Here is a 21,419-nt window from a genome sequence, read left to right as displayed (position 1 = left end):
GGAAACTCCTGATACTGGGGATTTGATGTAGTATCGCATGAATTGGTATTTGGGCGAGAACAGACAATCATTCGCTGATTGATTTAGACGTCTGGATGCCTTAACATCCATATTGATGACGGTCATCGCCCGTTATCGGCAGTAGAAAATGCCACGGCTTACACTCATACGATAATAAATAACCTAATGATTAAACTTTCGAATATCACCAAAGTGTTCCAGCAAGGAAGCCGCAGCATACAGGCGTTGAATAACGTCAGTTTGCATGTTCCTGCAGGGCAAATTTATGGCGTGATCGGCGCATCAGGCGCAGGTAAAAGCACACTTATTCGCTGCGTGAACCTGCTTGAGCGCCCAACACAAGGCTCAGTTCTCGTCGACGGTCAGGAACTGACGACGCTTTCTGAAAGCCAGCTCACTAAAGCACGCCGTCAGATTGGCATGATTTTCCAGCACTTTAATTTGCTCTCTTCTCGCACGGTTTTTGGTAACGTCGCATTACCATTGGAGCTGGACAACACTCCGCGTGAAGAAGTTAAACGTCGCGTGACCGAATTACTCGATTTGGTTGGCCTGAGTGAAAAGCATGATGCGTACCCAGCCAACCTTTCCGGTGGGCAAAAACAGCGTGTCGCTATTGCTCGTGCCTTGGCCAGCAATCCAAAAGTCCTGCTGTGCGATGAGGCCACCAGCGCACTCGACCCGGCAACAACGCGTTCTATTCTCGAGCTGTTGAAAGATATTAACCGTCGTCTCGGGCTGACGATTCTGTTAATTACTCATGAAATGGATGTCGTAAAACGCATCTGTGATTGCGTTGCGGTGATAAGCGACGGTGAATTAATAGAACAAGATACGGTGAGCGAAGTGTTCTCTCATCCTAAGACACCGCTCGCACAACAGTTTATTCAGTCGACTCTGCATCTGGATATTCCAGAAGACTACGCCCAGCGTTTAAGCACAGATAAAAGCACGACTACCGTTCCGTTGTTGCGCCTTGAATTTACCGGTCAATCTGTTGATGCCCCGCTACTTTCCGAAACCGCCCGTCGCTTTAATGTGAACAGCAATATTATCAGCGCGCAGATGGATTACGCCGGTGGTGTTAAGTTCGGCATTATGCTGTGCGAATTGCATGGTGAACATCAGGATATGGACGCTGCAATCGCATACCTGCAGCAGCAACATGTAAAAGTAGAGGTGCTGGGTTATGTCTGAGCCAATGATGTGGTTACTGTTAAAAGGCGTGTATGAAACGCTGGCGATGACATTTGTGTCAGGCTTCTTTGGTTTTGTTCTGGGCCTGCCGGTTGGGGTGTTGCTTTATATTACCCGCCCAGGGCAAATCAGTGCCAACGGCAAGCTTTATAACAGCCTTTCAGCGCTGGTGAATATCTTCCGTTCAATTCCGTTCATTATCTTGCTGGTATGGATGATTCCATTTACTCGCGCGATTGTCGGAACCTCGATTGGCCTGCAAGCCGCCATCGTTCCATTAACCGTGGGTGCTGCGCCATTTATCGCCCGTATGGTTGAAAACGCCCTGCTTGAGATCCCATCAGGCTTAATTGAAGCTTCACGCGCAATGGGCGCAACCCCAATGCAGATCATCCGCAAAGTTCTGCTGCCAGAAGCGCTGCCAGGTCTGGTCAATGCAGCAACTATTACGCTGATTACTCTCGTAGGCTATTCTGCGATGGGCGGTGCCGTTGGTGCCGGTGGCTTAGGCCAGATTGGTTATCAGTACGGTTATATCGGATATAACGCGACCGTGATGAATACGGTATTAGTGTTATTGGTGGTATTAGTGTATTTAATTCAATTCTCTGGCGATCGTATCGTCCGGGCTGTTACTCACAAATAATACGTTCAACACAACATCGTTTTTACACATAGTAAGGAAGGGATATGTCTTTTAAATTTAAAACCTTTGCAGCAGTTGGTGCTCTGATTGGTTCTCTGGCACTCGTGGGTTGTGGCCAGGACGAGAAAGATCCAAACCATATTAAAGTAGGCGTGATTGTTGGCGCAGAACAGCAGGTTGCTGAAGTTGCGCAGAAAGTCGCAAAAGAGAAATACGGCCTGGATGTTGAGCTGGTAACTTTTAACGATTACGTTTTGCCTAACGAAGCGCTGAGCAAAGGCGATATCGACGCAAACGCCTTCCAGCACAAACCATACCTGGATCAGCAGATCAAAGACCGCGGCTACAAGCTGGTTTCTGTAGGTAACACTTTCGTTTACCCAATTGCTGGCTACTCCAAAAAAATCAAATCTCTGGATGAACTGCAAACAGGTGCGCAAATTGCTCTGCCAAACGACCCAACTAACCTTGGCCGCTCCCTGCTGCTGCTGCAAAAACAAGGTCTGATCAAACTGAAAGATGGCGTTGGTCTGCTGCCAACCGTACTGGATGTGACTGAGAACCCTAAAAATCTGAAACTGGTTGAACTGGAAGCACCACAGCTGCCACGTTCTCTGGATGATGCGCAGATTGCTCTGGCTATCATTAACACCACATACGCAAGCCAGATTGGCCTGACTCCAGCGAAAGACGGTATCTTCGTTGAAGATAAAGACTCTCCATACGTAAACCTGATCGTTTCCCGCGAAGATAATAAAGACGCTGAAAACGTGAAGAAATTCGTTCAGGCTTACCAGTCTGATGAAGTTTACGAAGCAGCAAACAAAGTCTTTAACGGCGGCGCAGTAAAAGGCTGGTAAGTTTCCATTCTTCTATTTTTGCGTAAATAATCTAAGACGGGCGAATGCCCGTCTTGTTATTTGTGCAAGAGCTTGATTCAATATTCGCGTTTTATCATTCATTGAGGAAAAATTATGCGTGCTTTACCGATCTGTTTATTAGCAGTCATGCTGAGCGGCTGTACTATGCTAAGCAGATCCCCCGTTGAACCTATCAAAAGCACTGCAACACCGCCGAAAGTCGAGCCTGCTAAACCAAAACCAGCTAAACCTGCACCTGTAAGAATCTACACCAATGCTGAAGATTTAGTGGGTAAACCCTTCCGCGATCTCGGTGAAGTGAGCGGAGAATCATGCCAGGTGAGCAATCAGGATTCCCCCCCGAATATCCCTACGGCGCGTAAACGTCTGCAAATCAATGCATCAAAAATGAAAGCAAACGCAGTACTACTGCATAGCTGTGATGTCACCAGCGGTACACCAGGCTGTTACCGTCAGGCCGTTTGTGTCGGCTCGGCATTAAACGTTTCTGCAAAATGACAGCCTTTAGTTTCGAGCAAATTGGCGTTATCCGCTCCCCTTATAAAGAGAAGTTTGCCGTTCCCCGTCAGCCCGGTTTAGTCACTGATGGTGGCGGTGAATTGCATTTTCTGCCGCCTTATAATGTGGCCGATGCGGTTCGTGGTCTCGAAGGTTTTAGTCATCTCTGGGTGCTATTTGTCTTTCATCAAACGATGGAAGGCGGCTGGCGGCCAACGGTGCGCCCGCCCCGTCTGGGCGGGAATGCGCGAATGGGTGTGTTCGCTACGCGATCGACGTTTCGCCCCAACCCCATCGGCATGTCTCTCGTTGAGCTAAAAGGGATTCGCTGCCAGAAAGATCAGGTTATTTTGCAACTGGGTAGCCTGGATTTGGTCGATGGCACACCTGTCGTTGATATCAAACCTTATCTGCCGTTTGCCGAAGCGGTGCCAGAAGCCGTTGCGGGTTACGCGCAAAACGCTCCTGCAGCCGATATGCCGGTTTACTTCACACCAGAAGTATTGCAACAGTTATCGCAGCTTGATAAACGTTATCCGCATATTGAACGCTTTATCTGCCAGGTATTGGCGCAGGACCCGCGTCCGGCTTATCGTAAAGGTGAGGATGTCGGTAAAATCTACGCCGTTTTATTGCTGGATTTTAACGTGCGCTGGCGTGTAACCGAACAGGGTTCAGAAGTGTTTGCCGTTGAAAGCCGTTAATTTATCGCCCTTCTCTTTTGACATCCCTGTCACACTGGTAAACTAAAACACTTATTTTGCATCAGGCTACTTTGGTAGCCAGTTATCTGCCGTTCAAATGGAACCGTAACAACATGCGTACTAGCCAATATCTGCTCTCCACACTGAAGGAGACACCAGCCGACGCCGAGGTCATCAGTCATCAACTGATGCTCCGTGCCGGGATGATCCGCAAACTTGCTTCCGGTTTATATACCTGGTTGCCGACCGGTTTGCGCGTTCTGAAAAAAGTCGAAAACATCGTGCGTGAAGAGATGAACAACGCCGGTGCAATCGAGGTATGTATGCCTGTGGTTCAGCCCGCTGACTTATGGCAAGAAAGTGGCCGTTGGGAACAATATGGCCCAGAACTGCTGCGTTTTGTCGATCGTGGCGATCGCCCATTTGTGCTCGGTCCAACTCACGAAGAGGTCATCACTGACCTGATTCGTAACGAGTTGAGCTCTTACAAACAACTGCCGCTAAACTTCTTCCAGATCCAGACTAAGTTCCGTGACGAAGTTCGCCCACGCTTCGGCGTTATGCGCTCCCGCGAATTCCTGATGAAAGATGCTTACTCTTTCCATACTTCTCAGGAATCTTTGCAGGAAACGTATGATGCGATGTATCAGGCTTACAGCAAAATCTTCACCCGTATGGGTCTGGATTTCCGTGCAGTAGAAGCTGATACCGGCTCCATCGGCGGTAGCGCCTCTCACGAATTCCAGGTGCTGGCACAGAGCGGTGAGGATGATGTTATCTTCTCAACCGATTCTGATTACGCAGCTAACATCGAATTTGCTGAAGCGGTTGCTCCGGCTGGCGGTCGTGCTGCTCCGACTGTTGAAATGACGCAGATTGACACCCCGAACGCAAAAACCATCGCCGAGCTGGTCGAGCAATTTAACCTGCCAGTCGAAAAAACAGTTAAAACGTTGATGGTTAAAGCCACCGAAGGCAGCGCTTATCCGCTGGTTGCCCTGCTAATCCGTGGCGATCATGAGCTCAATGAAGTTAAAGCTGAAAAACTTCCGCAAGTTGCCAGCCCGCTGACCTTTGCGAGTGAAGAAGAAATTCGTGCTGTAGTTAAAGCAGGTCCAGGTTCACTTGGCCCGATTAACTTGCCAATCCCGGTTGTGATTGACCGTACCGTTGCTGCAATGAGTGATTTCGCAGCAGGTGCCAATATTGACGGTAAACACTTCGTTGGTATTAACTGGGAACGCGATGTTGCGCTGCCAGAGGTGGCTGACATCCGTAACGTAGTTGAAGGCGATCCAAGCCCGGACGGTAAAGGTACACTGCTGATTAAACGCGGTATCGAAGTGGGTCATATCTTCCAGCTCGGTACTAAATATTCAGAAGCATTGAAAGCTGCCGTTCAGGGCGAAGATGGCCGTAACCAGACTCTGACCATGGGTTGCTACGGTATCGGTGTAACGCGTGTTGTTGCTGCAGCCATTGAGCAGAACAACGACGAGCGCGGCATTTTGTGGCCGGATGCGATTGCTCCGTTCCAGGTTGCCATCCTGCCAATGAACATGCACAAGTCCTTCCGCGTGAAAGAGCTGGCTGAAGAGCTGTACTCTTCCCTGCGTGCGAAAGGTATTGAAGTGTTGATGGATGACCGTAAAGAGCGTCCAGGCGTAATGTTTGCTGATATGGAACTGATCGGTATTCCACATACTATCGTTATTGGGGATCGTAACCTTGATAACGAAGAAGTTGAATACAAAAATCGTCGTGAAAGCGAAAAGCAGATGATCAAAACCAACGAAATCATTGATTTCTTGCTGGCGCAGATTAAACGCTAAGTACAATCGTGTTCAGTAAAAAGCCCCGCTAAGTCATTAGCAGGGCTTTTTTTTATTCATTTGATTAATCGTGGCAGGTTTTCTTCGGTTCAAACTTAGCGGCCCGGTCAGCAACCACTGTTTTCTTCAGTTCACCGCTGTCTGGAGATGCTTGCAACGTAAAGTGCGCATCAACCACCAGCAAGACGGGCTGGAAATCTTCGCCTCGTGCTGCCGCATAGCCTCTCTCAAGCTCAGCGTTGCTGGCTACCGCGAAGGTTTTCCCGGTGGCACAATCCTGGAAAATCGCCGCATCGGCCATGTATTTATACATGCCTTTCATCGCCATAGGCGTAGCAGGCAGCGCTTCTTTAATGGGCTTCAGGGTGTAATTGAACTGAGTCTCAATGGTGTTTCCTGCGCGATCGAGCATTTCCAGGCTGTCACCTTTTGGGCGGAAATAGAGCTTTTCACCGTCCCGATCGATCAGAACTAATTTATCAGCCGTACGCGCCCAGCTACCGTAAGAAGCAAAAACGGATGGCTCTTTCGCCCCCTGATAACGCTGATTCATTACCCAGGTACCGTCTTTTTCTAAAAATAATGAGGTTTCAATCCCGGAACAATCCGCGCAAGGTAAAACCCCGCGATAGCTTTGCTGCATCGGTTGCAGTTCTGCGGCCTGCGTCGGCTGTAATGTCTGAACTTCTGCCCGGTTATTACAGCCAAAAAGCGCAAACAAGCTGCACGCAGCAAGTGCTGACAATAGAATCTTTTTCACCATCTCTTCCTTCTGCTGGTTAATATCTTGCCGTTCGTCATTCAGGACGACGGACTTTTCCACGTAACGATTTAGTCGTTGATTTCTGCGATTTTGAAGCCAGGCGGCGCTCTTTTGACGCGCGCGTAGGCCGCGTCGCCCGCCGACTTTTCTGCTCAACGGTCAATTCCTGAATCAGTGAAACCAGCCTTGCCACTGCCGCTTCACGATTCATCTCCTGGCTACGGTATTCCTGCGCTTTGATAATCACCACACCCTCTGGCGTAATGAGGTGATGGCTGGCCGCCAGCAGACGTTCTTTATAAGATTCTGGCAAGCTGGAGGCGCGAATGTCAAAACGCAAATGGATAGCCGTAGAGGTTTTATTCACATGCTGACCGCCCGCTCCCTGAGCGCGGATAGCCGTAATCGTGACTTCGTTGTCAGGTATGGCGACCGATCGGGAAACCACAATCATCAATGATGCTGCCAGGCCGTGAAGTGAATTTCTAGATTATTCTCAGCGTCAGACAACCAGATAGCACCGTCCTGAATGGTCGCCTGCAAGTTCATCGAACGCGTGCCAAACTCACAGAGTTTCGCCAGTTGTTCGTCGTCTAAATACCAGATAGACAAGTTTGGATACTGCCTGAGTTTGTTTTGATTCTGCTGCCACCAAATTTCAGCCGCACGGCTGTTGTAGGTAAACAGGGCCACTTCAGCAGACTGGCTGCAGGCTTTTTTCAGGCGTTTTTCTTCCGGCAACCCCAAATCAATCCACAGGTCGATCCCCATATGATCGTTGCGCTGCCAGATTTCTGGCTCGTCTTCAGCGCTTAATCCACGAGTAAACTGTAAGCGCTCGTTGGCATATTTAATCCACGCAAGCAGACGCAGCATCATGCGCTCTTGCGTTTCCGAAGGATGGCGCGCAAGCGTCAGGTTGCTATCCAGGAATTGGTTGCGATCGAGATCCGCAACATTCACCATCGCTTTATAAATTGTCGCTTTTAACGCCATCACACTTCTCCGAACACAATTAGGCGCTCATTGTAACGAAAACCTCGCTAAAACGCTGTTATGTATTCACCTACATGGAGAGTCATGCTGCTGATATCGGTTTCATGCCTGTGGTATAGTCACCTTGCTAAACAGAGTTTATCTTCGTAGGCTTAACTGTCATCCCACGATTAAGTCTGAGGTTGGGACTCTGAAAGGAGGGCGTGTGGAAAAGTATTGTGAATTAGTACGGCGGCGCTATGCGGAAATTGCCAGCGGAGATTTGGGTTACATTCCGGATGCACTGGGCTGCGTCTTGAAGGTACTGAACGAAGTGGCTTCCAACGAGACACAACCAGAATCTATTAGGGAACAGGCGGCGTATGCTGCCGCGAACTTACTGGTGAGCGATCATGTCAATGAATGATGCCTATCAACCCATCAATTGTGATGACTATGACAATCTCGAGCTCGCCTGCCAGCATCACCTATTATTGACGCTGGAGTTAAAGAGCGGAGAAGTTTTCAAGGCGAAAGCCAGTGACCTGGTATCTCGTAAAAACATCGAATATTTGATTGTCGATGATGCCGGTGCCACACGCGAAGTTCGCCTCGATAAAATTACCAGCTTCAGCCATCCTGAAATTGGTACCGTCGTAGTTAGCGAGTCCTGATACGCAAAGTATCCGCATGCGCGGGCAGCTCTGAGGGCTGCCCGTTTTTTTACGGTTTCATTGAGGCGTAATAAGCCGCCAGGTTGCTAATATCTTCATCAGATAAACCGCTAACGTAAGCCTTCATCACTTCCGCTTGCCCGCCGCTGCGCTCCCCTTTTTTATACGCCTTCAATGAGTGCTCAAGATAAGCCTCATTTTGGCCTGCCAGGTTTGGGTACATTGGCACAGAGACTTTCCCCGTTGCACCGTGGCACGCCACACACATCATGGCTTTTTGCTCACCTGCCGCAGGGTCGCCTTTTGCCAGTACCGGCTGAGCGCATAACAGAACGCCAGCTAAAATTATCATCCTCTTCATTGCTGATTCTCCTTTTGCCAGTCTATACGCCAGCATGATTGTTCCGTTGCTTGTCCATCCCGGGTAACAAAAACACCCAGAGCGGCAATCAATTGTTCGCCATAATACAACAGCGGGGTTCTTTCTCGTTGCCACGGCGGAATACCCAACTCTTGCCAAATTTTTTTCAAACTTCGCCCGCGTTCACGTCCAACAATATGGAATTGCCCGGATGCCTTAAAGCGCACTGTAACGGGTTCGCTCTCGAGAGGGGCGCGAATTTCCAGCCCATTAGTCGCACATTGCAGAGTACCCAATCCATCTGGAAGATTTAAGGGCGCAAAAGGCGCACACCAGGAAACAACTTTATCGCCTAATCCATGAGTAACAGGCAGCCAATACAGCGCTCCCTGATAACGACGAACTTCGTAATCGCCAAATTTCAGGCGCGGATTCGCATCCTCACGGCTGGTCGCGACTTCATCCCATAACCGTGCAAGCAAAGCCCGTGAAGGCATGGACGCATTTTGGCTTGCAAACCAACGGCGTAGCAATGCCCCGCGACGAATCGCACTGAGCGGCAGCAAAGGCTCAATAAGCAATGAGCCATCAGCCTGAATGAGCGTATTCAGTTGTTCGGCCAGTAATTCATCAAGCAGCTGTTCTTGCTCACCACATAATTCTGCACTGCGGGCAACGCTTTGGGGGAAATGCGGCCACCGTTTCTCTATTTCAGGAAGCACGCGCAGCCGCAAGAAGTTGCGATCAAAGCTATCATCCTGATTACTTTCGTCTTCTATCCATGTTAACTGATGTTCACTCGCCCACGCTTCAAGCTGTTTACGCGTTTGTCCGAGCAGCGGGCGAATCAATTCTGTTGCACCAAAACGCAGGCACTCCGGCATTGCGGCTAACCCCGCCGGGCCACTTCCCCGCTTCAGGGCAAGCAAAAATGTTTCGCATTGATCATCAAGGTGTTGCGCGGTGAGCAACACCTCTCCGGGCCGCAGGGCTAGCGCCAGCGCCTTATAACGAGCCGCTCGCGCATGGGCTTCAATACCTAACCCCTCGTCAGCCAGTTGCACACGTTTCACTTCCCCGGCCACGTTCCACTGGCTACAAATTTGTTGGCAATGCGCCGCCCATTCATCTGCGTAGGGGCTTAACCCGTGATGGATGTGCACCGCACGAAGATGAATATCCATCGCCTGAGTGTCGCGCAGCATTACCAATTGGTGGAGTAAAACCGTGGAATCCAGGCCGCCACTAAACGCCACCAAAAAATGTTGGTGCGAATTAAGTGAGCGAATGAGAGAGCGGAGTGGCATAGTCAGCAATTTAAGTAAGGATTTGCCCAGCACGTTACTGGGCAAAGGGAAGAGAGGCAAGTATTACCGCCGGTTAAACTACTGTTGATAAAGTTCGAGGGGCAAACCATCTGGATCGTTAAAGAAGGTAAAGCGCTTATCGGTGAAGGGGTCGATACGAACCGGTTCGCACTTCACGCCGTTTTTTTCCAGATGTGCAATTGCGCTGTCGATATCATCGACGCTAAAAGCCAGATGACGCAGCCCGCACGCTTCCGGGCGGCTTGGTCTTGCCGGAGGAAACGGGAAAGAAAACAGCTCAATCACATATTGCCCATTCAGCGCCAAATCCCCTTTCCACGAGTCACGCTCTTCACGATAAGCTTCCGCTTGCAGCGTAAAGCCAAGAATATCGCAGTAAAAATGCTTACTGGTGGGGTAATCCGACGCAATGATAGCGATGTGGTGAACTTGCTTTAAACCCAGCATAAATACTCCTTTGTCTTTTTCGCACGGTAACTATCATGCATCGGTAAATCAATACGCTATACCGATTTTAGGACTCGTACCCTATAGATACCATCTTCGCAAAGTTTGGCTCCGTGGATATCGGTTTCAAAGCCAGGATAATGCTCGCCCACTGAACAAAGCATCAGTAAGAAATCAAGTACCGCACGGCTTTCATTGGTGATCATCTCTCCCGGCATGACTACCGGCACACCCGGTGGATACGGCAGGATCATGTTGGCAGAAACGCGATTTAGCAGTTGCTCAATTTCAACAGTTTCAACGTTGCCTTTTACCTGTTGTTGATACGCCTGGTGCGGCGTCATTTTCATTTCAGGCAGCACATCGAAAGCGCGTAGCATTAGATCAGATAAATTGTGTTGCTTAATCAGTTTATGGATGCCCTGCGCCAACTCCTGGATTCGCATGTTGCGGTAGAAATCAGGGTCTTGCGCGTACAAATCTGGCAGCATGTTTTTGACACGCAAATTGAGATCGTAGGAACGTTTAAACTCTGTCAATCCGCGCAAGAGACTTAACGCTTTGGTTTTGTCGATACCAATGCTGAACAAGAACAATAAGTTATACGGCCCTGTTTTTTCGACCACCACGCCACGCTCATCAAGGAATTTTGCCACCAGCGCGGCGGGAATTCCCTCTTGCGCCATCTCTCCCAACTCGTCCATGCCGGGGGTCAGAATTGTGACTTTAATCGGGTCAAGATACATATGGTCGGCGTCGGCATCTTTAAAACCGTGCCAGCCTTCTTCTCCAGGTGAAATTGGCCAGCAGGCAGCTTCATCGATGTATTCCGGCTGCCAGATATCAAAGAACCAGTCTTCAGACTCTTCACGCAGACGCTGAACTTCACGGCGAAAATGCAGCGCTCGCTCAACAGAACGGTTGATCAAACGCTTACCAGGGTTGCCGCGCAGCATCGCCGCTGCCGTTTCAATCGATGCCACCAGCGGATAGCTTGGCGAAGTGGTGGTATGCATCATGTAGGCTTCGTTGAACGTCTCTTCATCGTAATCCCCTTTGATATGAATAAGCGACGCCTGCGACAGTGCGGCTAACAATTTGTGCGTGGATTGAGTTTCATAGATGACTTTCCCCGGCACGCGCTCACCACTCATGCCACTTTTCCCCTGATAAATCGGGTGGAAGTTGGTGTACGGCACCCATGCAGAATCGAAGTGGATCGAAGGGACATCCAGCGTTTGCTTGATAAATTCAGTGTTGTAGAGCAGGCCATCGTATGTGGAGTTGGTGATCACCGCATGCACCGGCCACTGCGCATTTTCCGTAGCAGCAACTTTCGCGTCGATACTCTCACGCATAAATTCACGCTTCGGAATTCCCCCCAGAATACCTAAAGCATTGCGCGTTGGTTTTAACCAGATGGGAACCAAATCCGTCATCATCAATAAATGAGTCAGTGATTTATGGCAATTACGGTCAATCAGCACCGTGCTGCCGGAAGGAGCCGCGTACATGCCGACGATTTTGTTCGATGTCGATGTCCCATTGGTCACCATGTAGCTCTGCTCTGCGCCAAAAGTGCGGGCAATATATTCTTCGGCCTCCAGATGTGGTCCGGTGTGATCAAGCAGCGATCCCAGTTCAGTCACCGAGATGGAAACATCCGCTTTCAGCGTATTCGCCCCGAAGAAGTCATAGAACAGGCAACCGACCGGACTTTTAAGATACGCCGTCCCCGCCATATGTCCCGGCGTACAGAAAGTGTATTTCCCTTCGTTCACGTAATTGAATAACGCTTTAGTCAACGGCGGGGTAATGTTATCCAGGTACTCATTGGTGTACTGACGGATGCGCAGGGCGATATCGTCGGCGGCGCTAAGCGCATATTCAAAAAACCACAGTGCCATGCGCATTTCGTTGACGCTGACATCCAACGAAGAATGCGTATTAATAAATGCGTACAGCGGCAGATATTCATTTAGCGCATTAATTTCACTGCATAAATCCAGGCTGTACTCGTCCCAGTCAAAAATGACGCCACAAATGCGCGGATTATGTTCGATGAGTTTAAGCAGGTCGGTACTGTTGGTGGGGTATATCAGACGAAAACCTTGAACTTCCAGCGCCTGATGCAGCTCTTTGATTGGCTCATCTTTGTAGAAAACGCCGTGCGCTCCCATAATTGCAATAATATTCAATGCTCACCTCCTGGCAAAAACCTTCAGGTAAGCATAGTTTATTGAAACAAGAGCGAGGACAAGCGCAGGGGTGTAAAGCTTCTTAAAGTATGGAGTTCAGATAATAAAAAAGGCCAGAATCTCTTCTGACCTCTCATTCTCATACCCTCACTAATTCAAGTTTTGGGTAGGCAGCAAGGGAACACATCCCCACTCACTTACTAAAGTAACTGACTGGGGTTTGTGAGTGCAGCCCCCCACCACAACTTGAAGTATGACGGGTATTATCACGCGTAGCCGTAGCTCATCAGACGATGATAACGACGAGCCAACAGCTCTTCGGTATTCAGCACATCCAGATCGGCTAAGTCAGCCAGCAGTTGCGCTTTCAGTGAAGCAGCCATCGCTTCAATGTTACGGTGTGCACCACCCAATGGCTCAGGGATAACCGTATCAATCAGTTTCAACTCTTTCAGGCGCGGAGCAATGATGCCCATCGCTTCTGCGGCGATAGGTGCTTTATCAGCACTTTTCCACAGAATTGACGCACAACCTTCCGGAGAGATAACGGAATAGGTGCTGTATTGCAGCATATTCACTTTATCACCCACACCAATCGCCAACGCACCACCAGAACCACCTTCACCGATTACAGTACAGATGACCGGCACTTTCATGCCTGACATTTCACGCAGGTTGCGCGCGATAGCTTCTGACTGGCCGCGTTCTTCAGCGCCGACACCAGGGTAAGCCCCTGGGGTGTCGATGAAAGTGATGATTGGCATATTGAAACGCTCAGCCATCTCCATCAAACGCAATGCTTTACGGTAGCCTTCTGGGGCTGGCATCCCGAAGTTACGACGAATTTTCTCTTTGGTTTCACGGCCTTTCTGATGGCCAATGACCATAACTGGACGTCCATCAAGACGCGCAATCCCGCCAACAATCGCTTTATCGTCAGCATACGCACGGTCACCCGCCAGTTCGTCAAACTCATCAAAAGCCAGACGCAGGTAATCAAGCGTATACGGGCGCTGTGGGTGACGCGCCAGTTGAGCAATCTGCCATGCTCCTAAATCGGCGAAGATTTTACGTGTGAGTTCTACGCTTTTTTCACGCAGACGCTGCACTTCTTCATCCAGATTAATATCTAATTTTTCGTCCTGACGGCTAACCGCGGTCAGAGAATCAATTTTCGCTTCCAGCTCTGCAATCGGCTGTTCAAAATCGAGGAAATTCAGACTCATAATATTCCTGTATTAGTCAAACTCCAGTTCCACCTGCTCCGCACCTATCAACGTACGTAGCTCATTGAGCAAACGATCGTTTGGGGAGACACGCCATGCTGCGCCAAAACGCAAACGCGCTCGTGCATCCGCTCTCTGATAGTAGAGATGTACTGGAATGGTCCCCGAACGATGGGGTTCCAGGGACTGACGGAGACGGTTCAAAAGCTGGTCATCAATTTGCCTGTCCGTCAGCGAGATAGCAAGCCCACGCGCGTACTTTTCGCGGGCCTCGTCAATGTCCATTACTTCGCGAGCGGTCATTTTAAGGCCACCGCTGAAGTCATCAAAGCTGACCTGTCCGCTGACGATCAGGATACGGTCTTTTTCCAGCAGATGCTGGTACTTTTCTAACGCATCTGTGAATAGCATCACTTCCAGACGACCAGAACGATCGTCCAGAGTGCAGATGCCAATGCGATTGCCGCGCTTGGTAACCATCACCCGCGAAGCAATCACCAGACCCGCAGCCGTGGTCATTTTACCACGTTCTGTCGGGTGCATCTCTTTGAGGCGCATGCCACCGACATAGCGCTCAATTTCTTTCAGATACTGGGTAATGGGGTGGCCCGTCAGGTACAAGCCCAACGTTTCACGCTCACCATCCAGCACCACTTGTTCAGGCCACGGAATGACACTCGCGTAGGACTGCTCAACTTGTTCCGGCTCATCAGCCAAAACACCGAACATATCCACCTGGCCAATCGCTTCTGCTTTTGCGTGTTGGTCAGCAGCTTTAAGCGCGTCACCTAAAGCATTCATCAGCGCGGCACGATGCGGCCCGAGGCGGTCAAATGCCCCGGACATAATCAACTTTTCAAGCACTCGCTTGTTAAGCTTTTTCGTATCGGTACGCGCACAGAGGTCGAACAACTCGCGGAAATAACCGCCTTCGTTACGCGCCTCAATTATCGCTTCAATTGGCCCTTCACCGACACCTTTAATCGCACCGATGCCGTAAACAATTTCACCGTCATCGTTCACGTGGAAATGGTACAGCCCGGAGTTAATATCCGGCGGCAGAATTTTCAGACCCATGCGCCAGCACTCATCGACCAGGCCAACGATTTTCTCGGTGTTGTCCATATCCGCGGTCATTACCGCGGCCATAAACTCTGCCGGGTAGTGTGCCTTCAACCACAGCGTCTGGTAAGAAACCAGCGCATAAGCTGCAGAGTGAGATTTGTTAAACCCATAACCGGCGAATTTCTCTACCAGGTCGAAGATTTTAATCGCCAATTCGCCATCAACGCCGCGTGACTTCGCACCATCTTCAAAGCCGCCACGCTGTTTTGCCATCTCGACGGGGTTCTTTTTACCCATCGCACGACGCAACATATCCGCGCCGCCCAGCGAGTAACCCGCCAGCACCTGCGCAATCTGCATCACCTGTTCTTGATACAAGATAATGCCGTAGGTCGGTTCCAGCACCGGTTTCAGGCTTTCATGCTGCCATTGAATATCCGGATAAGAGATAGCTTCTCGCCCGTGCTTACGGTCGATAAAGTTATCTACCATGCCTGATTGCAGCGGGCCCGGGCGGAACAGCGCTACCAGTGCGATCATATCTTCGAAGCAGTCAGGCTGAAGGCGCTTGATCAAATCTTTCATGCCGCGGGATTCAAGCTGGAATACCGCTGTGGTTTCCGAGCGTTGCAGCATGTCGAAACTTTTCTTGTCGTCGAGCGGAATAGCGGCGATATCAATCGGCTCTAAACCCTGCTTTGCCCGACGAGGATTAATCATCTTCAGCGCCCAGTCGATAATCGTCAGGGTGCGCAAACCGAGGAAGTCGAACTTCACCAGGCCTGCATATTCCACATCGTTTTTATCGAATTGGGTAACGGGGTTTTGCCCCTGATCGTCACAATAAAGTGGCGCAAAATCTGTGATTTTTGTAGGTGCAATCACCACGCCACCGGCATGTTTACCGGCGTTACGCGTCACACCTTCAAGTTTACGCGCCATATCGATCAGCGCTTTAACCTCTTCGTCAGCCTCATAAATTTCTGGCAGTTGCGGTTCAGCTTCAAACGCTTTGGCAAGCGTCATCCCCGGATCGGGTGGGATCAATTTCGAGATACGATCGACGAATCCGTACGGGTGCCCCAGTACACGGCCTACGTCGCGGATAACCGCTTTAGCAGCCATAGTACCGAAGGTAATAATTTGCGATACCGCCTCGCGCCCGTACATTTCTGCTACGTGGTCGATAACCCGATCGCGTTTTTCCATACAGAAGTCGATGTCGAAGTCAGGCATCGAAACACGTTCCGGGTTAAGGAAACGTTCGAACAGCAGGTCAAACTCCAGCGGGTCGAGGTCGGTAATTTTTAGGGCATACGCCACCAGCGAACCCGCACCAGAACCACGCCCCGGGCCTACCGGCACACCGTTATCTTTCGACCACTGGATAAATTCCATAACGATCAGGAAGTAGCCAGGGAAGCCCATCTGGTTAATAACTTTAAGTTCGATTTCCAGACGTTCGTCATACGGCGCTCTTTTCGCAGCTCGCTCTTCAGGATCTTTGAACAAGAATTCCAGACGATCTTCGAGCCCTTCCCTGGATTTCATTACCAGGAAGTCTTCGGTAGACATTTCGCCTGTTGGGAATTGCGGCAGGAAGTATTCGCCGAGGCGCACCGTTACGTTACAACGTTTGGCGATTTCTACGCTGTTTTCCAGCGCTTCTGGAATGTCAGAAAACAGCTCGCACATTTCCTCTTCAGTACGCAAAAATTGCTGTGAAGAGTAGTTTCGCGGACGTTTTGGGTCGTCAAGCGTAAAGCCGTCGTGGATAGCGACGCGAATTTCGTGAGCGTCAAAGTCTGTCGCTTCTATAAACCGCACGTCATTGGTTGCCACGACCGGCAAACCACGCTCATCCGCCAGAGCAACAGCGGCATGCAAATAACTTTCTTCGTCAGGACGACCGGTACGGATCAGTTCCAGGTAGAAGCGATCGGCAAAATACTGCTGGTAGAACTCCAGACACAGATCAAGCTGCGCCGCGTTTCCACGCAACAAGTTTTTGCCAATATCCCCCATGCGCCCGCCGGAGAGCAGAATAAGCCCCTCGTTTAGTTCGGCAAGCCATGCCCGGTCAATTATCGGCCCCGCAGCACCATAACCGCGCTGGTACGCTCTGGAAATGAGTAGCGTAAGGTTCTGATATCCGACATTGTTTGCGGCGAGCACGGTTAGATGGCTAAGTTCATCACCCAACAATTCATTCGCGACGTTAAAATCAGCCCCGATGATTGGTTTGAGCCCTACGCCATGTGCAGCACCATAGAACTTCACCAGCCCGCAAAGGTTGGTGAAATCGGTAATCGCGATCGCCGGCATTCCCATCGCCGCGGCTTTTTTTACCAGCGGAGCGGTTTTTGCCAGGCCATCAACCATGGAGTAGTCGCTGTGCACCCGCAGGTGTACGAAACGTGGTTCAGCCATTTCTCATTCCGTTTAGATGTGTAACGTACGTCCGCAAATCAGGACGCCAGTCCGAGAGCGCGTTTGACCGGAGCAAAACTACGGCGATGGTGCTCTGTCGCACCATGCTCTGCCAGCTTTTCCAGATGGAAAGCGGTTGGGTAGCCTTTATGTTGAGCGAAACCGTATTGCGGAAAACAGAGATCGAGCTCCGCCATTTCACGATCGCGCGTCACTTTGGCAATTATTGATGCGGCGCTAATTTCTGCAACCCGGCTGTCACCTTTAACAACGGCAAGCGAAGGCATCGGTAATGCAGGGCAGCGGTTGCCATCAATCAAAACATATTCAGGCTCGACGGAAAGACCCGCAACGGCACGCTGCATCGCTAACATGGTGGCATGTAAAATATTGAGTTGGTCGATCTCTTCTGGTTCCGCACGCCCAAGGCTCCAGGAGAGTGCTTTTTCGATAATTTCATCGTATAGCGCATTCCGGCGTTTTTCAGAGAGTTTCTTCGAGTCAGCCAGGCCAACAATAGGTTTTGCGGGATCAAGAATCACCGCAGCAGTGACGACCGCCCCTACCAGCGGGCCGCGCCCCACTTCATCAACACCGGCAACCAGATGCGTATGCGGATAAATAAATTCAATCATTGCGCGAGCTCCAACACCGCATCTGCCGCTTGTTCATCGGCATTACAACGAATCTGCTGATGCAGGTCACGGAAGGTATCGTGCATTTGATGGCTTTGTGCACCGTCTTCAAGCAACGGTTGCAGAGCCTGAGCAAGTGCAGTGGGCTCACACTCTTCCTGCAACAATTCTTTGACCAGCTCTCGGCCCGCCAACAGGTTTGGCAGTGAAACGTAATCGGTTTTTACCAAACGCTTAGCCAGCCAGAAGGTAAAGGGCTTCATACGATAACCGACAACCATTGGGCATTTTGCCAGCATGCACTCAAGTGCTGCCGTACCGGATGCCAATAACGCAGCATCGCTGGCTACCATGGCTTCGCGCCCCTGCCCATTGAGTAAATGCATCGTCAGATCGGGGGCAACTTCAGCCTTAATGCGTTCAAATTGTTCACGGCGTTTGGCGTTAACCAACGGAACAACTATTTCCAGGCCCGGGAAACGCTCGCGTAGTAACAGTGCCGTTTTCAGGAAATCGGCACTGAGCATTTCTACTTCGGCACCGCGACTCCCCGGCAATAACGCCAGACATTTGGCATCAGGGGAAATTCCGAGCGTCGCTCGCGCGGCGTTTTTATCGGGATCAAGAGGCATGGCATCTGCCATGGTATGACCGATAAAACGGCACGGGACATTAAATCTATCGTAAAACGCTTTTTCGAAAGGCAGGAAAGCGAGCACCAGATCGGTTGCTCTGCCAATTTTGAAAACACGTTTTTGACGCCATGCCCAAACAGAAGGACTAACGTAATGAATCGTGCGAATACCCTGCTTTTTGAGATTGCCTTCCAGCGTGATATTAAAATCAGGCGCATCAATACCGACAAAAACATCAGGCTGTAATTCAGTAAAGCGGCGGGTCAGATCGGCGCGAATATGAAGTAAACGACGCAGGCGACCAAGCACTTCAACAATGCCCATCACCGCCAGCTCTTCCATTTCATACCAGGCTTCGCAGCCTTCGGCCTGCATTAAAGGGCCGGCAACCCCCACAAAGCGAGCGTCAGGAACGCGCGCTTTCAGAGCTCGAATCAGGCCAGCACCAAGAATATCGCCGGAAGTTTCTCCGGCGACCAGGGCAATCGTAAGCGGACGACCAGGTTTCATTTAACGAATCAGACCACGCGTTGAGCGTGCAAAGAATTCAATAAATGCGTTCACTTCTGGATGCTGCTCGGCAATCTGAGCAATCTCAGGCTTCGCTTCTTCGAAGGTTTTCCCACTGCGGTAGAGAATTTTATACGCGTTACGAACCGCGTGGATGGCTTCTCTACTGAAACCGCGGCGTTTAAGCCCTTCGATATTGACGCCAAACGGCGTCGCGTGGTTGCCCTGCGCGATAACATACGGCGGAACGTCTTGCGCTACACCAGAACAGCCACCCACCATAACGTGTGCACCAATAATGCAGAACTGGTGCACCGCAGTCATACCGCCGATGATGGCAAAATCATCAACAGAAACGTGACCGGCAAGCGTTGCGTTATTCGCAAGAATACAGCGATTTCCTACCGTACAGTCATGCGCTACGTGAGCGTTGACCATCAGCAAGTTATCACTGCCCACCTTCGTCAAGCCACCGCCCTGTTCTGTTCCGCGATGGATAGTGACGCTTTCGCGAATGCGGTTGCGATCGCCAATTTCCAGACGAGTCGGTTCACCAGCATATTTAAGATCCTGGTTAACTTCCCCAATGGAGGCGAACTGATAAATCTCGTTATCGCGGCCAATGGTCGTATGACCATTTACCACAACATGAGACTTCAGCACGGTGCCTTCGCCTATCTCAACATGCGGACCAACAATACAAAACGGACCAATATGAACATTAGCACCGATAACGGCGCCCTCTTCCACAATGGCAGATGGATGAATAAAGGCGGATTTATCAATCACGTATTAGCTCTCCCGGCTGCGGGCACACATCATGGTTGCTTCGCAGACAATTTTACCGTCAACAGTTGCCACGCCTTTAAAGCGAGTCAGACCACGGCGGGTTTTTTCGAAAGTAACTTCCATGACCATTTGGTCACCTGGCACGACAGGACGTTTGAAACGCGCTTCATCAATACCAGCAAAGTAATAAAGCTCACCAGGTTCCAGTTTACCTACGCTTTTAAACGCAAGAATACCGGTGGCTTGCGCCATCGCTTCAAGAATCAGCACGCCTGGGAAAATCGGTTTACCAGGGAAGTGGCCCTGGAAAAACGGCTCATTTACTGAGACATTTTTTACTGCACGTAAAAAACGGCCTTCTTCAAAATCCAGCACGCGGTCTACCAGCAAGAACGGGTAACGGTGCGGCAGAAGTTCTAAAATCTCTTCGATGTGCAGAGTATGAGTGTCGGTAGTCAAGATACTCTTCCTGTCTAAATGTACCAAATGACAATAATAACACGGCCTGCGTCTATCTCGGGATAGCTAGCAGGCCGCAAATCAGTAAGCACTAACGCGTCTTGGGCGGGTGACTTTTAGTCTTGTTGATTGATTTTTTTCTCAACGGATTTCAAGCGTTTGCTTATCTCGTCAATATTCATCACCAACGCAGCTGTTTTACGCCACACTTTGTTCGGCTGTAACGGAATCCCTGAGGAATAAACTCCCGGCTCTGTGATAGGACGCATTACCATGCCCATCCCCGTTACCGTGACTTTATCGCAGATTTCCATATGGCCATTGATAACACTGGCACCGCCAATCATGCAGTAACGGCCTATTTTCAGGCTGCCCGCCATGATCACACCACCAGCAACGGCAGTATTGTCGCCAATCACAACGTTATGTGCAATCTGGCATTGATTATCAATGATAACACCATTGCCAATAATCGTGTCGTCCAGTGCACCACGGTCAATTGTGGTACACGCGCCGATCTCAACGCGATCGCCAATGATCACCCGGCCAATCTGAGGGATCTTCACCCAGTTACCGCGATCGTTAGCATAGCCAAAACCATCAGAGCCAATGACCGTGCCGGACTGAACCAGGCACTGCTCACCCATCTGAATTTCATGGTAAATCGACACGTTCGCCCAAAGGCGTGTGCCTGCACCAATTTTGGTGTTCTTACCCACAAAACAGCCTGGACCAATCACAACGTTATCACCCAGTACTACACCAGATTCGATAACCGCGTTAGCACCAATGGCTACGTTATTACCCAGCGTCGCTGTCGCGTCAATCACTGCACTTGGGGCAATGTTTTGCGCAGGTTGCGGCGTGGAATCAAGAATTTGCGCCATACGTGCGTAAGTGAGGTAGGGATTCTTCACTACCAGCGCTGCGCTATGGGCGAAAGGAAGATCGGCTTCAGTCATAACGACGGCAGAAGCCTGGCAAACAGCCAATTGCTCACGGTAGCGAGGGTTAACCATGAACGTGATTTGGCCAGCCTGGGCCGTTTGCATAGATGCAACGCCGGTGATGACGATATCGCCATCACCGTGCAATTCTGCATCCAACTGCTGGGCTAAATCAGCCAGTCGAATTGAAGACATTAC

Annotated in this window: 22 protein-coding genes; 8 read left to right on the top strand and 14 right to left on the bottom strand. The window is 50.3% G+C overall.

Annotation, left to right across the window (positions count from 1 at the left end):
- Nucleotides 1–186 precede the first annotated feature (186 nt).
- The 6 genes from metN (at nt 187) to proS (ending at nt 5,779) form a co-directional block, all read left to right on the top strand.
- On the top strand, nt 187–1,218 hold the full coding sequence (gene metN / locus AB1E22_RS13590; protein WP_367595783.1) for a methionine ABC transporter ATP-binding protein MetN: 1,032 nt from the start codon (nt 187–189) through the stop codon (nt 1,216–1,218).
- Nucleotides 1,211–1,864: a methionine ABC transporter permease MetI gene (locus AB1E22_RS13585; protein ID WP_367595782.1), complete on the top strand. Its 654-nt coding sequence runs from the start codon at nt 1,211–1,213 to the stop codon at nt 1,862–1,864. Before metN ends, AB1E22_RS13585 begins: the two co-directional genes overlap by 8 nt.
- Nucleotides 1,865–1,908: 44 nt before the next feature.
- Nucleotides 1,909–2,724 carry a methionine ABC transporter substrate-binding lipoprotein MetQ gene (gene metQ, locus AB1E22_RS13580; RefSeq protein ID WP_367595781.1) on the top strand — a complete coding sequence of 272 codons (816 nt, stop codon included), beginning with the start codon at nt 1,909–1,911 and terminating at the stop codon, nt 2,722–2,724.
- Nucleotides 2,725–2,838: 114 nt separating this feature from the next.
- Nucleotides 2,839–3,243 (top strand): Rcs stress response system protein RcsF, encoded by a 405-nt coding sequence (rcsF, locus tag AB1E22_RS13575; protein ID WP_367595780.1) that lies wholly within the window; start codon nt 2,839–2,841, stop codon nt 3,241–3,243.
- The gene (gene tsaA, locus AB1E22_RS13570) at nt 3,240–3,947 is read left to right on the top strand and encodes a tRNA (N6-threonylcarbamoyladenosine(37)-N6)-methyltransferase TrmO (protein ID WP_367595779.1); all 708 of its coding nucleotides are present in this window, start codon (nt 3,240–3,242) and stop codon (nt 3,945–3,947) included. Before rcsF ends, tsaA begins: the two co-directional genes overlap by 4 nt.
- 113 nt (nt 3,948–4,060) lie before the next feature.
- The gene (gene proS, locus AB1E22_RS13565) at nt 4,061–5,779 is read left to right on the top strand and encodes a proline--tRNA ligase (RefSeq protein WP_367595778.1); all 1,719 of its coding nucleotides are present in this window, start codon (nt 4,061–4,063) and stop codon (nt 5,777–5,779) included.
- A 64-nt stretch (nt 5,780–5,843) separates the two neighbouring features.
- Here proS and nlpE read toward each other — a convergent pair whose 3' ends face one another.
- From nlpE to AB1E22_RS13550, 3 genes are read right to left on the bottom strand one after another with little or no spacing between them, the layout of a single operon-like run.
- Nucleotides 5,844–6,539 carry an envelope stress response activation lipoprotein NlpE gene (nlpE, locus tag AB1E22_RS13560; RefSeq protein WP_367595777.1) on the bottom strand — a complete coding sequence of 232 codons (696 nt, stop codon included), beginning with the start codon at nt 6,537–6,539 and terminating at the stop codon, nt 5,844–5,846.
- 37 nt (nt 6,540–6,576) lie between these two features.
- Nucleotides 6,577–6,996 (bottom strand): alternative ribosome rescue aminoacyl-tRNA hydrolase ArfB, encoded by a 420-nt coding sequence (arfB, locus tag AB1E22_RS13555; RefSeq protein ID WP_367595776.1) that lies wholly within the window; start codon nt 6,994–6,996, stop codon nt 6,577–6,579.
- Complete coding sequence (locus AB1E22_RS13550; RefSeq protein WP_367595775.1) at nt 6,996–7,538, bottom strand: YaeQ family protein; 543 nt, start codon at nt 7,536–7,538, stop codon at nt 6,996–6,998. Before AB1E22_RS13550 ends, arfB begins: the two co-directional genes overlap by 1 nt.
- 205 nt (nt 7,539–7,743) lie before the next feature.
- On the opposite strand from AB1E22_RS13550, the gene AB1E22_RS13545 reads away from it, so the two are divergent.
- Nucleotides 7,744–7,944, top strand: a complete 201-nt coding sequence (locus AB1E22_RS13545) for a YaeP family protein (protein WP_367595774.1) — start codon at nt 7,744–7,746, stop codon at nt 7,942–7,944.
- Nucleotides 7,931–8,191: a Rho-binding antiterminator gene (gene rof, locus AB1E22_RS13540; protein WP_121815684.1), complete on the top strand. Its 261-nt coding sequence runs from the start codon at nt 7,931–7,933 to the stop codon at nt 8,189–8,191. The genes AB1E22_RS13545 and rof overlap by 14 nt, the downstream gene beginning before the upstream one ends.
- A 49-nt stretch (nt 8,192–8,240) precedes the next feature.
- Here rof and AB1E22_RS13535 read toward each other — a convergent pair whose 3' ends face one another.
- From AB1E22_RS13535 to lpxD, 11 genes are all read right to left on the bottom strand, one after another.
- Nucleotides 8,241–8,552, bottom strand: coding sequence for a c-type cytochrome (locus AB1E22_RS13535; protein ID WP_367595773.1), 312 nt, complete (start codon nt 8,550–8,552; stop codon nt 8,241–8,243).
- Nucleotides 8,549–9,859 (bottom strand): tRNA lysidine(34) synthetase TilS, encoded by a 1,311-nt coding sequence (tilS, locus tag AB1E22_RS13530; protein WP_367595772.1) that lies wholly within the window; start codon nt 9,857–9,859, stop codon nt 8,549–8,551. The genes AB1E22_RS13535 and tilS overlap by 4 nt, the downstream gene beginning before the upstream one ends.
- Nucleotides 9,860–9,937: 78 nt before the next feature.
- On the bottom strand, nt 9,938–10,327 hold the full coding sequence (locus AB1E22_RS13525) for a VOC family protein (protein ID WP_367595771.1): 390 nt from the start codon (nt 10,325–10,327) through the stop codon (nt 9,938–9,940).
- Between the two features lie 56 nt (nt 10,328–10,383).
- Nucleotides 10,384–12,525 carry a lysine decarboxylase LdcC gene (locus AB1E22_RS13520; protein ID WP_367595770.1) on the bottom strand — a complete coding sequence of 714 codons (2,142 nt, stop codon included), beginning with the start codon at nt 12,523–12,525 and terminating at the stop codon, nt 10,384–10,386.
- A 266-nt stretch (nt 12,526–12,791) separates the two neighbouring features.
- Nucleotides 12,792–13,751 (bottom strand): acetyl-CoA carboxylase carboxyl transferase subunit alpha, encoded by a 960-nt coding sequence (gene accA / locus AB1E22_RS13515; RefSeq protein ID WP_367595769.1) that lies wholly within the window; start codon nt 13,749–13,751, stop codon nt 12,792–12,794.
- Between the two features lie 12 nt (nt 13,752–13,763).
- Nucleotides 13,764–17,246, bottom strand: a complete 3,483-nt coding sequence (gene dnaE / locus AB1E22_RS13510) for a DNA polymerase III subunit alpha (RefSeq protein ID WP_367595768.1) — start codon at nt 17,244–17,246, stop codon at nt 13,764–13,766.
- A 38-nt stretch (nt 17,247–17,284) separates the two neighbouring features.
- Nucleotides 17,285–17,881: a ribonuclease HII gene (gene rnhB / locus AB1E22_RS13505; RefSeq protein ID WP_367595767.1), complete on the bottom strand. Its 597-nt coding sequence runs from the start codon at nt 17,879–17,881 to the stop codon at nt 17,285–17,287.
- Nucleotides 17,878–19,026, bottom strand: coding sequence for a lipid-A-disaccharide synthase (lpxB, locus tag AB1E22_RS13500; protein WP_367595766.1), 1,149 nt, complete (start codon nt 19,024–19,026; stop codon nt 17,878–17,880). Before lpxB ends, rnhB begins: the two co-directional genes overlap by 4 nt.
- On the bottom strand, nt 19,027–19,815 hold the full coding sequence (lpxA, locus tag AB1E22_RS13495; protein WP_367595765.1) for an acyl-ACP--UDP-N-acetylglucosamine O-acyltransferase: 789 nt from the start codon (nt 19,813–19,815) through the stop codon (nt 19,027–19,029). It abuts the gene before it with no gap.
- A gap of 3 nt (nt 19,816–19,818) precedes the next feature.
- Nucleotides 19,819–20,274: a 3-hydroxyacyl-ACP dehydratase FabZ gene (gene fabZ / locus AB1E22_RS13490; RefSeq protein WP_121264562.1), complete on the bottom strand. Its 456-nt coding sequence runs from the start codon at nt 20,272–20,274 to the stop codon at nt 19,819–19,821.
- Between the two features lie 116 nt (nt 20,275–20,390).
- Complete coding sequence (gene lpxD, locus AB1E22_RS13485; RefSeq protein WP_367595764.1) at nt 20,391–21,416, bottom strand: UDP-3-O-(3-hydroxymyristoyl)glucosamine N-acyltransferase; 1,026 nt, start codon at nt 21,414–21,416, stop codon at nt 20,391–20,393.
- Between the last annotated feature and the right edge of the window lie 3 nt (nt 21,417–21,419).

The sequence above is a fragment of the Buttiauxella gaviniae genome, assembly GCF_040786275.1.
GTDB lineage: Bacteria > Pseudomonadota > Gammaproteobacteria > Enterobacterales > Enterobacteriaceae > Buttiauxella > Buttiauxella gaviniae_A.
Note: the sequence above shows the minus strand (reverse complement) of the source record. Positions and strands in the feature narration are given on the sequence as shown.

What these genes read in the sequence shown, in the direction of transcription:
- tilS (WP_367595772.1), bottom strand. Translation starts at nt 9,859, where the DNA reads ATGCCACTCCGCTCTCTCATTCGCTCACTTAATTCGCACCAACATTTT.
- AB1E22_RS13525 (WP_367595771.1), bottom strand. Translation starts at nt 10,327, where the DNA reads ATGCTGGGTTTAAAGCAAGTTCACCACATCGCTATCATTGCGTCGGAT.
- arfB (WP_367595776.1), bottom strand. Translation starts at nt 6,996, where the DNA reads ATGATTGTGGTTTCCCGATCGGTCGCCATACCTGACAACGAAGTCACG.
- lpxD (WP_367595764.1), bottom strand. Translation starts at nt 21,416, where the DNA reads ATGTCTTCAATTCGACTGGCTGATTTAGCCCAGCAGTTGGATGCAGAA.
- tsaA (WP_367595779.1), top strand. Translation starts at nt 3,240, where the DNA reads ATGACAGCCTTTAGTTTCGAGCAAATTGGCGTTATCCGCTCCCCTTAT.
- metN (WP_367595783.1), top strand. Translation starts at nt 187, where the DNA reads ATGATTAAACTTTCGAATATCACCAAAGTGTTCCAGCAAGGAAGCCGC.
- metQ (WP_367595781.1), top strand. Translation starts at nt 1,909, where the DNA reads ATGTCTTTTAAATTTAAAACCTTTGCAGCAGTTGGTGCTCTGATTGGT.
- AB1E22_RS13585 (WP_367595782.1), top strand. Translation starts at nt 1,211, where the DNA reads ATGTCTGAGCCAATGATGTGGTTACTGTTAAAAGGCGTGTATGAAACG.
- AB1E22_RS13550 (WP_367595775.1), bottom strand. Translation starts at nt 7,538, where the DNA reads ATGGCGTTAAAAGCGACAATTTATAAAGCGATGGTGAATGTTGCGGAT.
- rcsF (WP_367595780.1), top strand. Translation starts at nt 2,839, where the DNA reads ATGCGTGCTTTACCGATCTGTTTATTAGCAGTCATGCTGAGCGGCTGT.
- rof (WP_121815684.1), top strand. Translation starts at nt 7,931, where the DNA reads ATGTCAATGAATGATGCCTATCAACCCATCAATTGTGATGACTATGAC.
- proS (WP_367595778.1), top strand. Translation starts at nt 4,061, where the DNA reads ATGCGTACTAGCCAATATCTGCTCTCCACACTGAAGGAGACACCAGCC.
- AB1E22_RS13535 (WP_367595773.1), bottom strand. Translation starts at nt 8,552, where the DNA reads ATGAAGAGGATGATAATTTTAGCTGGCGTTCTGTTATGCGCTCAGCCG.
- dnaE (WP_367595768.1), bottom strand. Translation starts at nt 17,246, where the DNA reads ATGGCTGAACCACGTTTCGTACACCTGCGGGTGCACAGCGACTACTCC.
- accA (WP_367595769.1), bottom strand. Translation starts at nt 13,751, where the DNA reads ATGAGTCTGAATTTCCTCGATTTTGAACAGCCGATTGCAGAGCTGGAA.
- rnhB (WP_367595767.1), bottom strand. Translation starts at nt 17,881, where the DNA reads ATGATTGAATTTATTTATCCGCATACGCATCTGGTTGCCGGTGTTGAT.
- lpxB (WP_367595766.1), bottom strand. Translation starts at nt 19,026, where the DNA reads ATGAAACCTGGTCGTCCGCTTACGATTGCCCTGGTCGCCGGAGAAACT.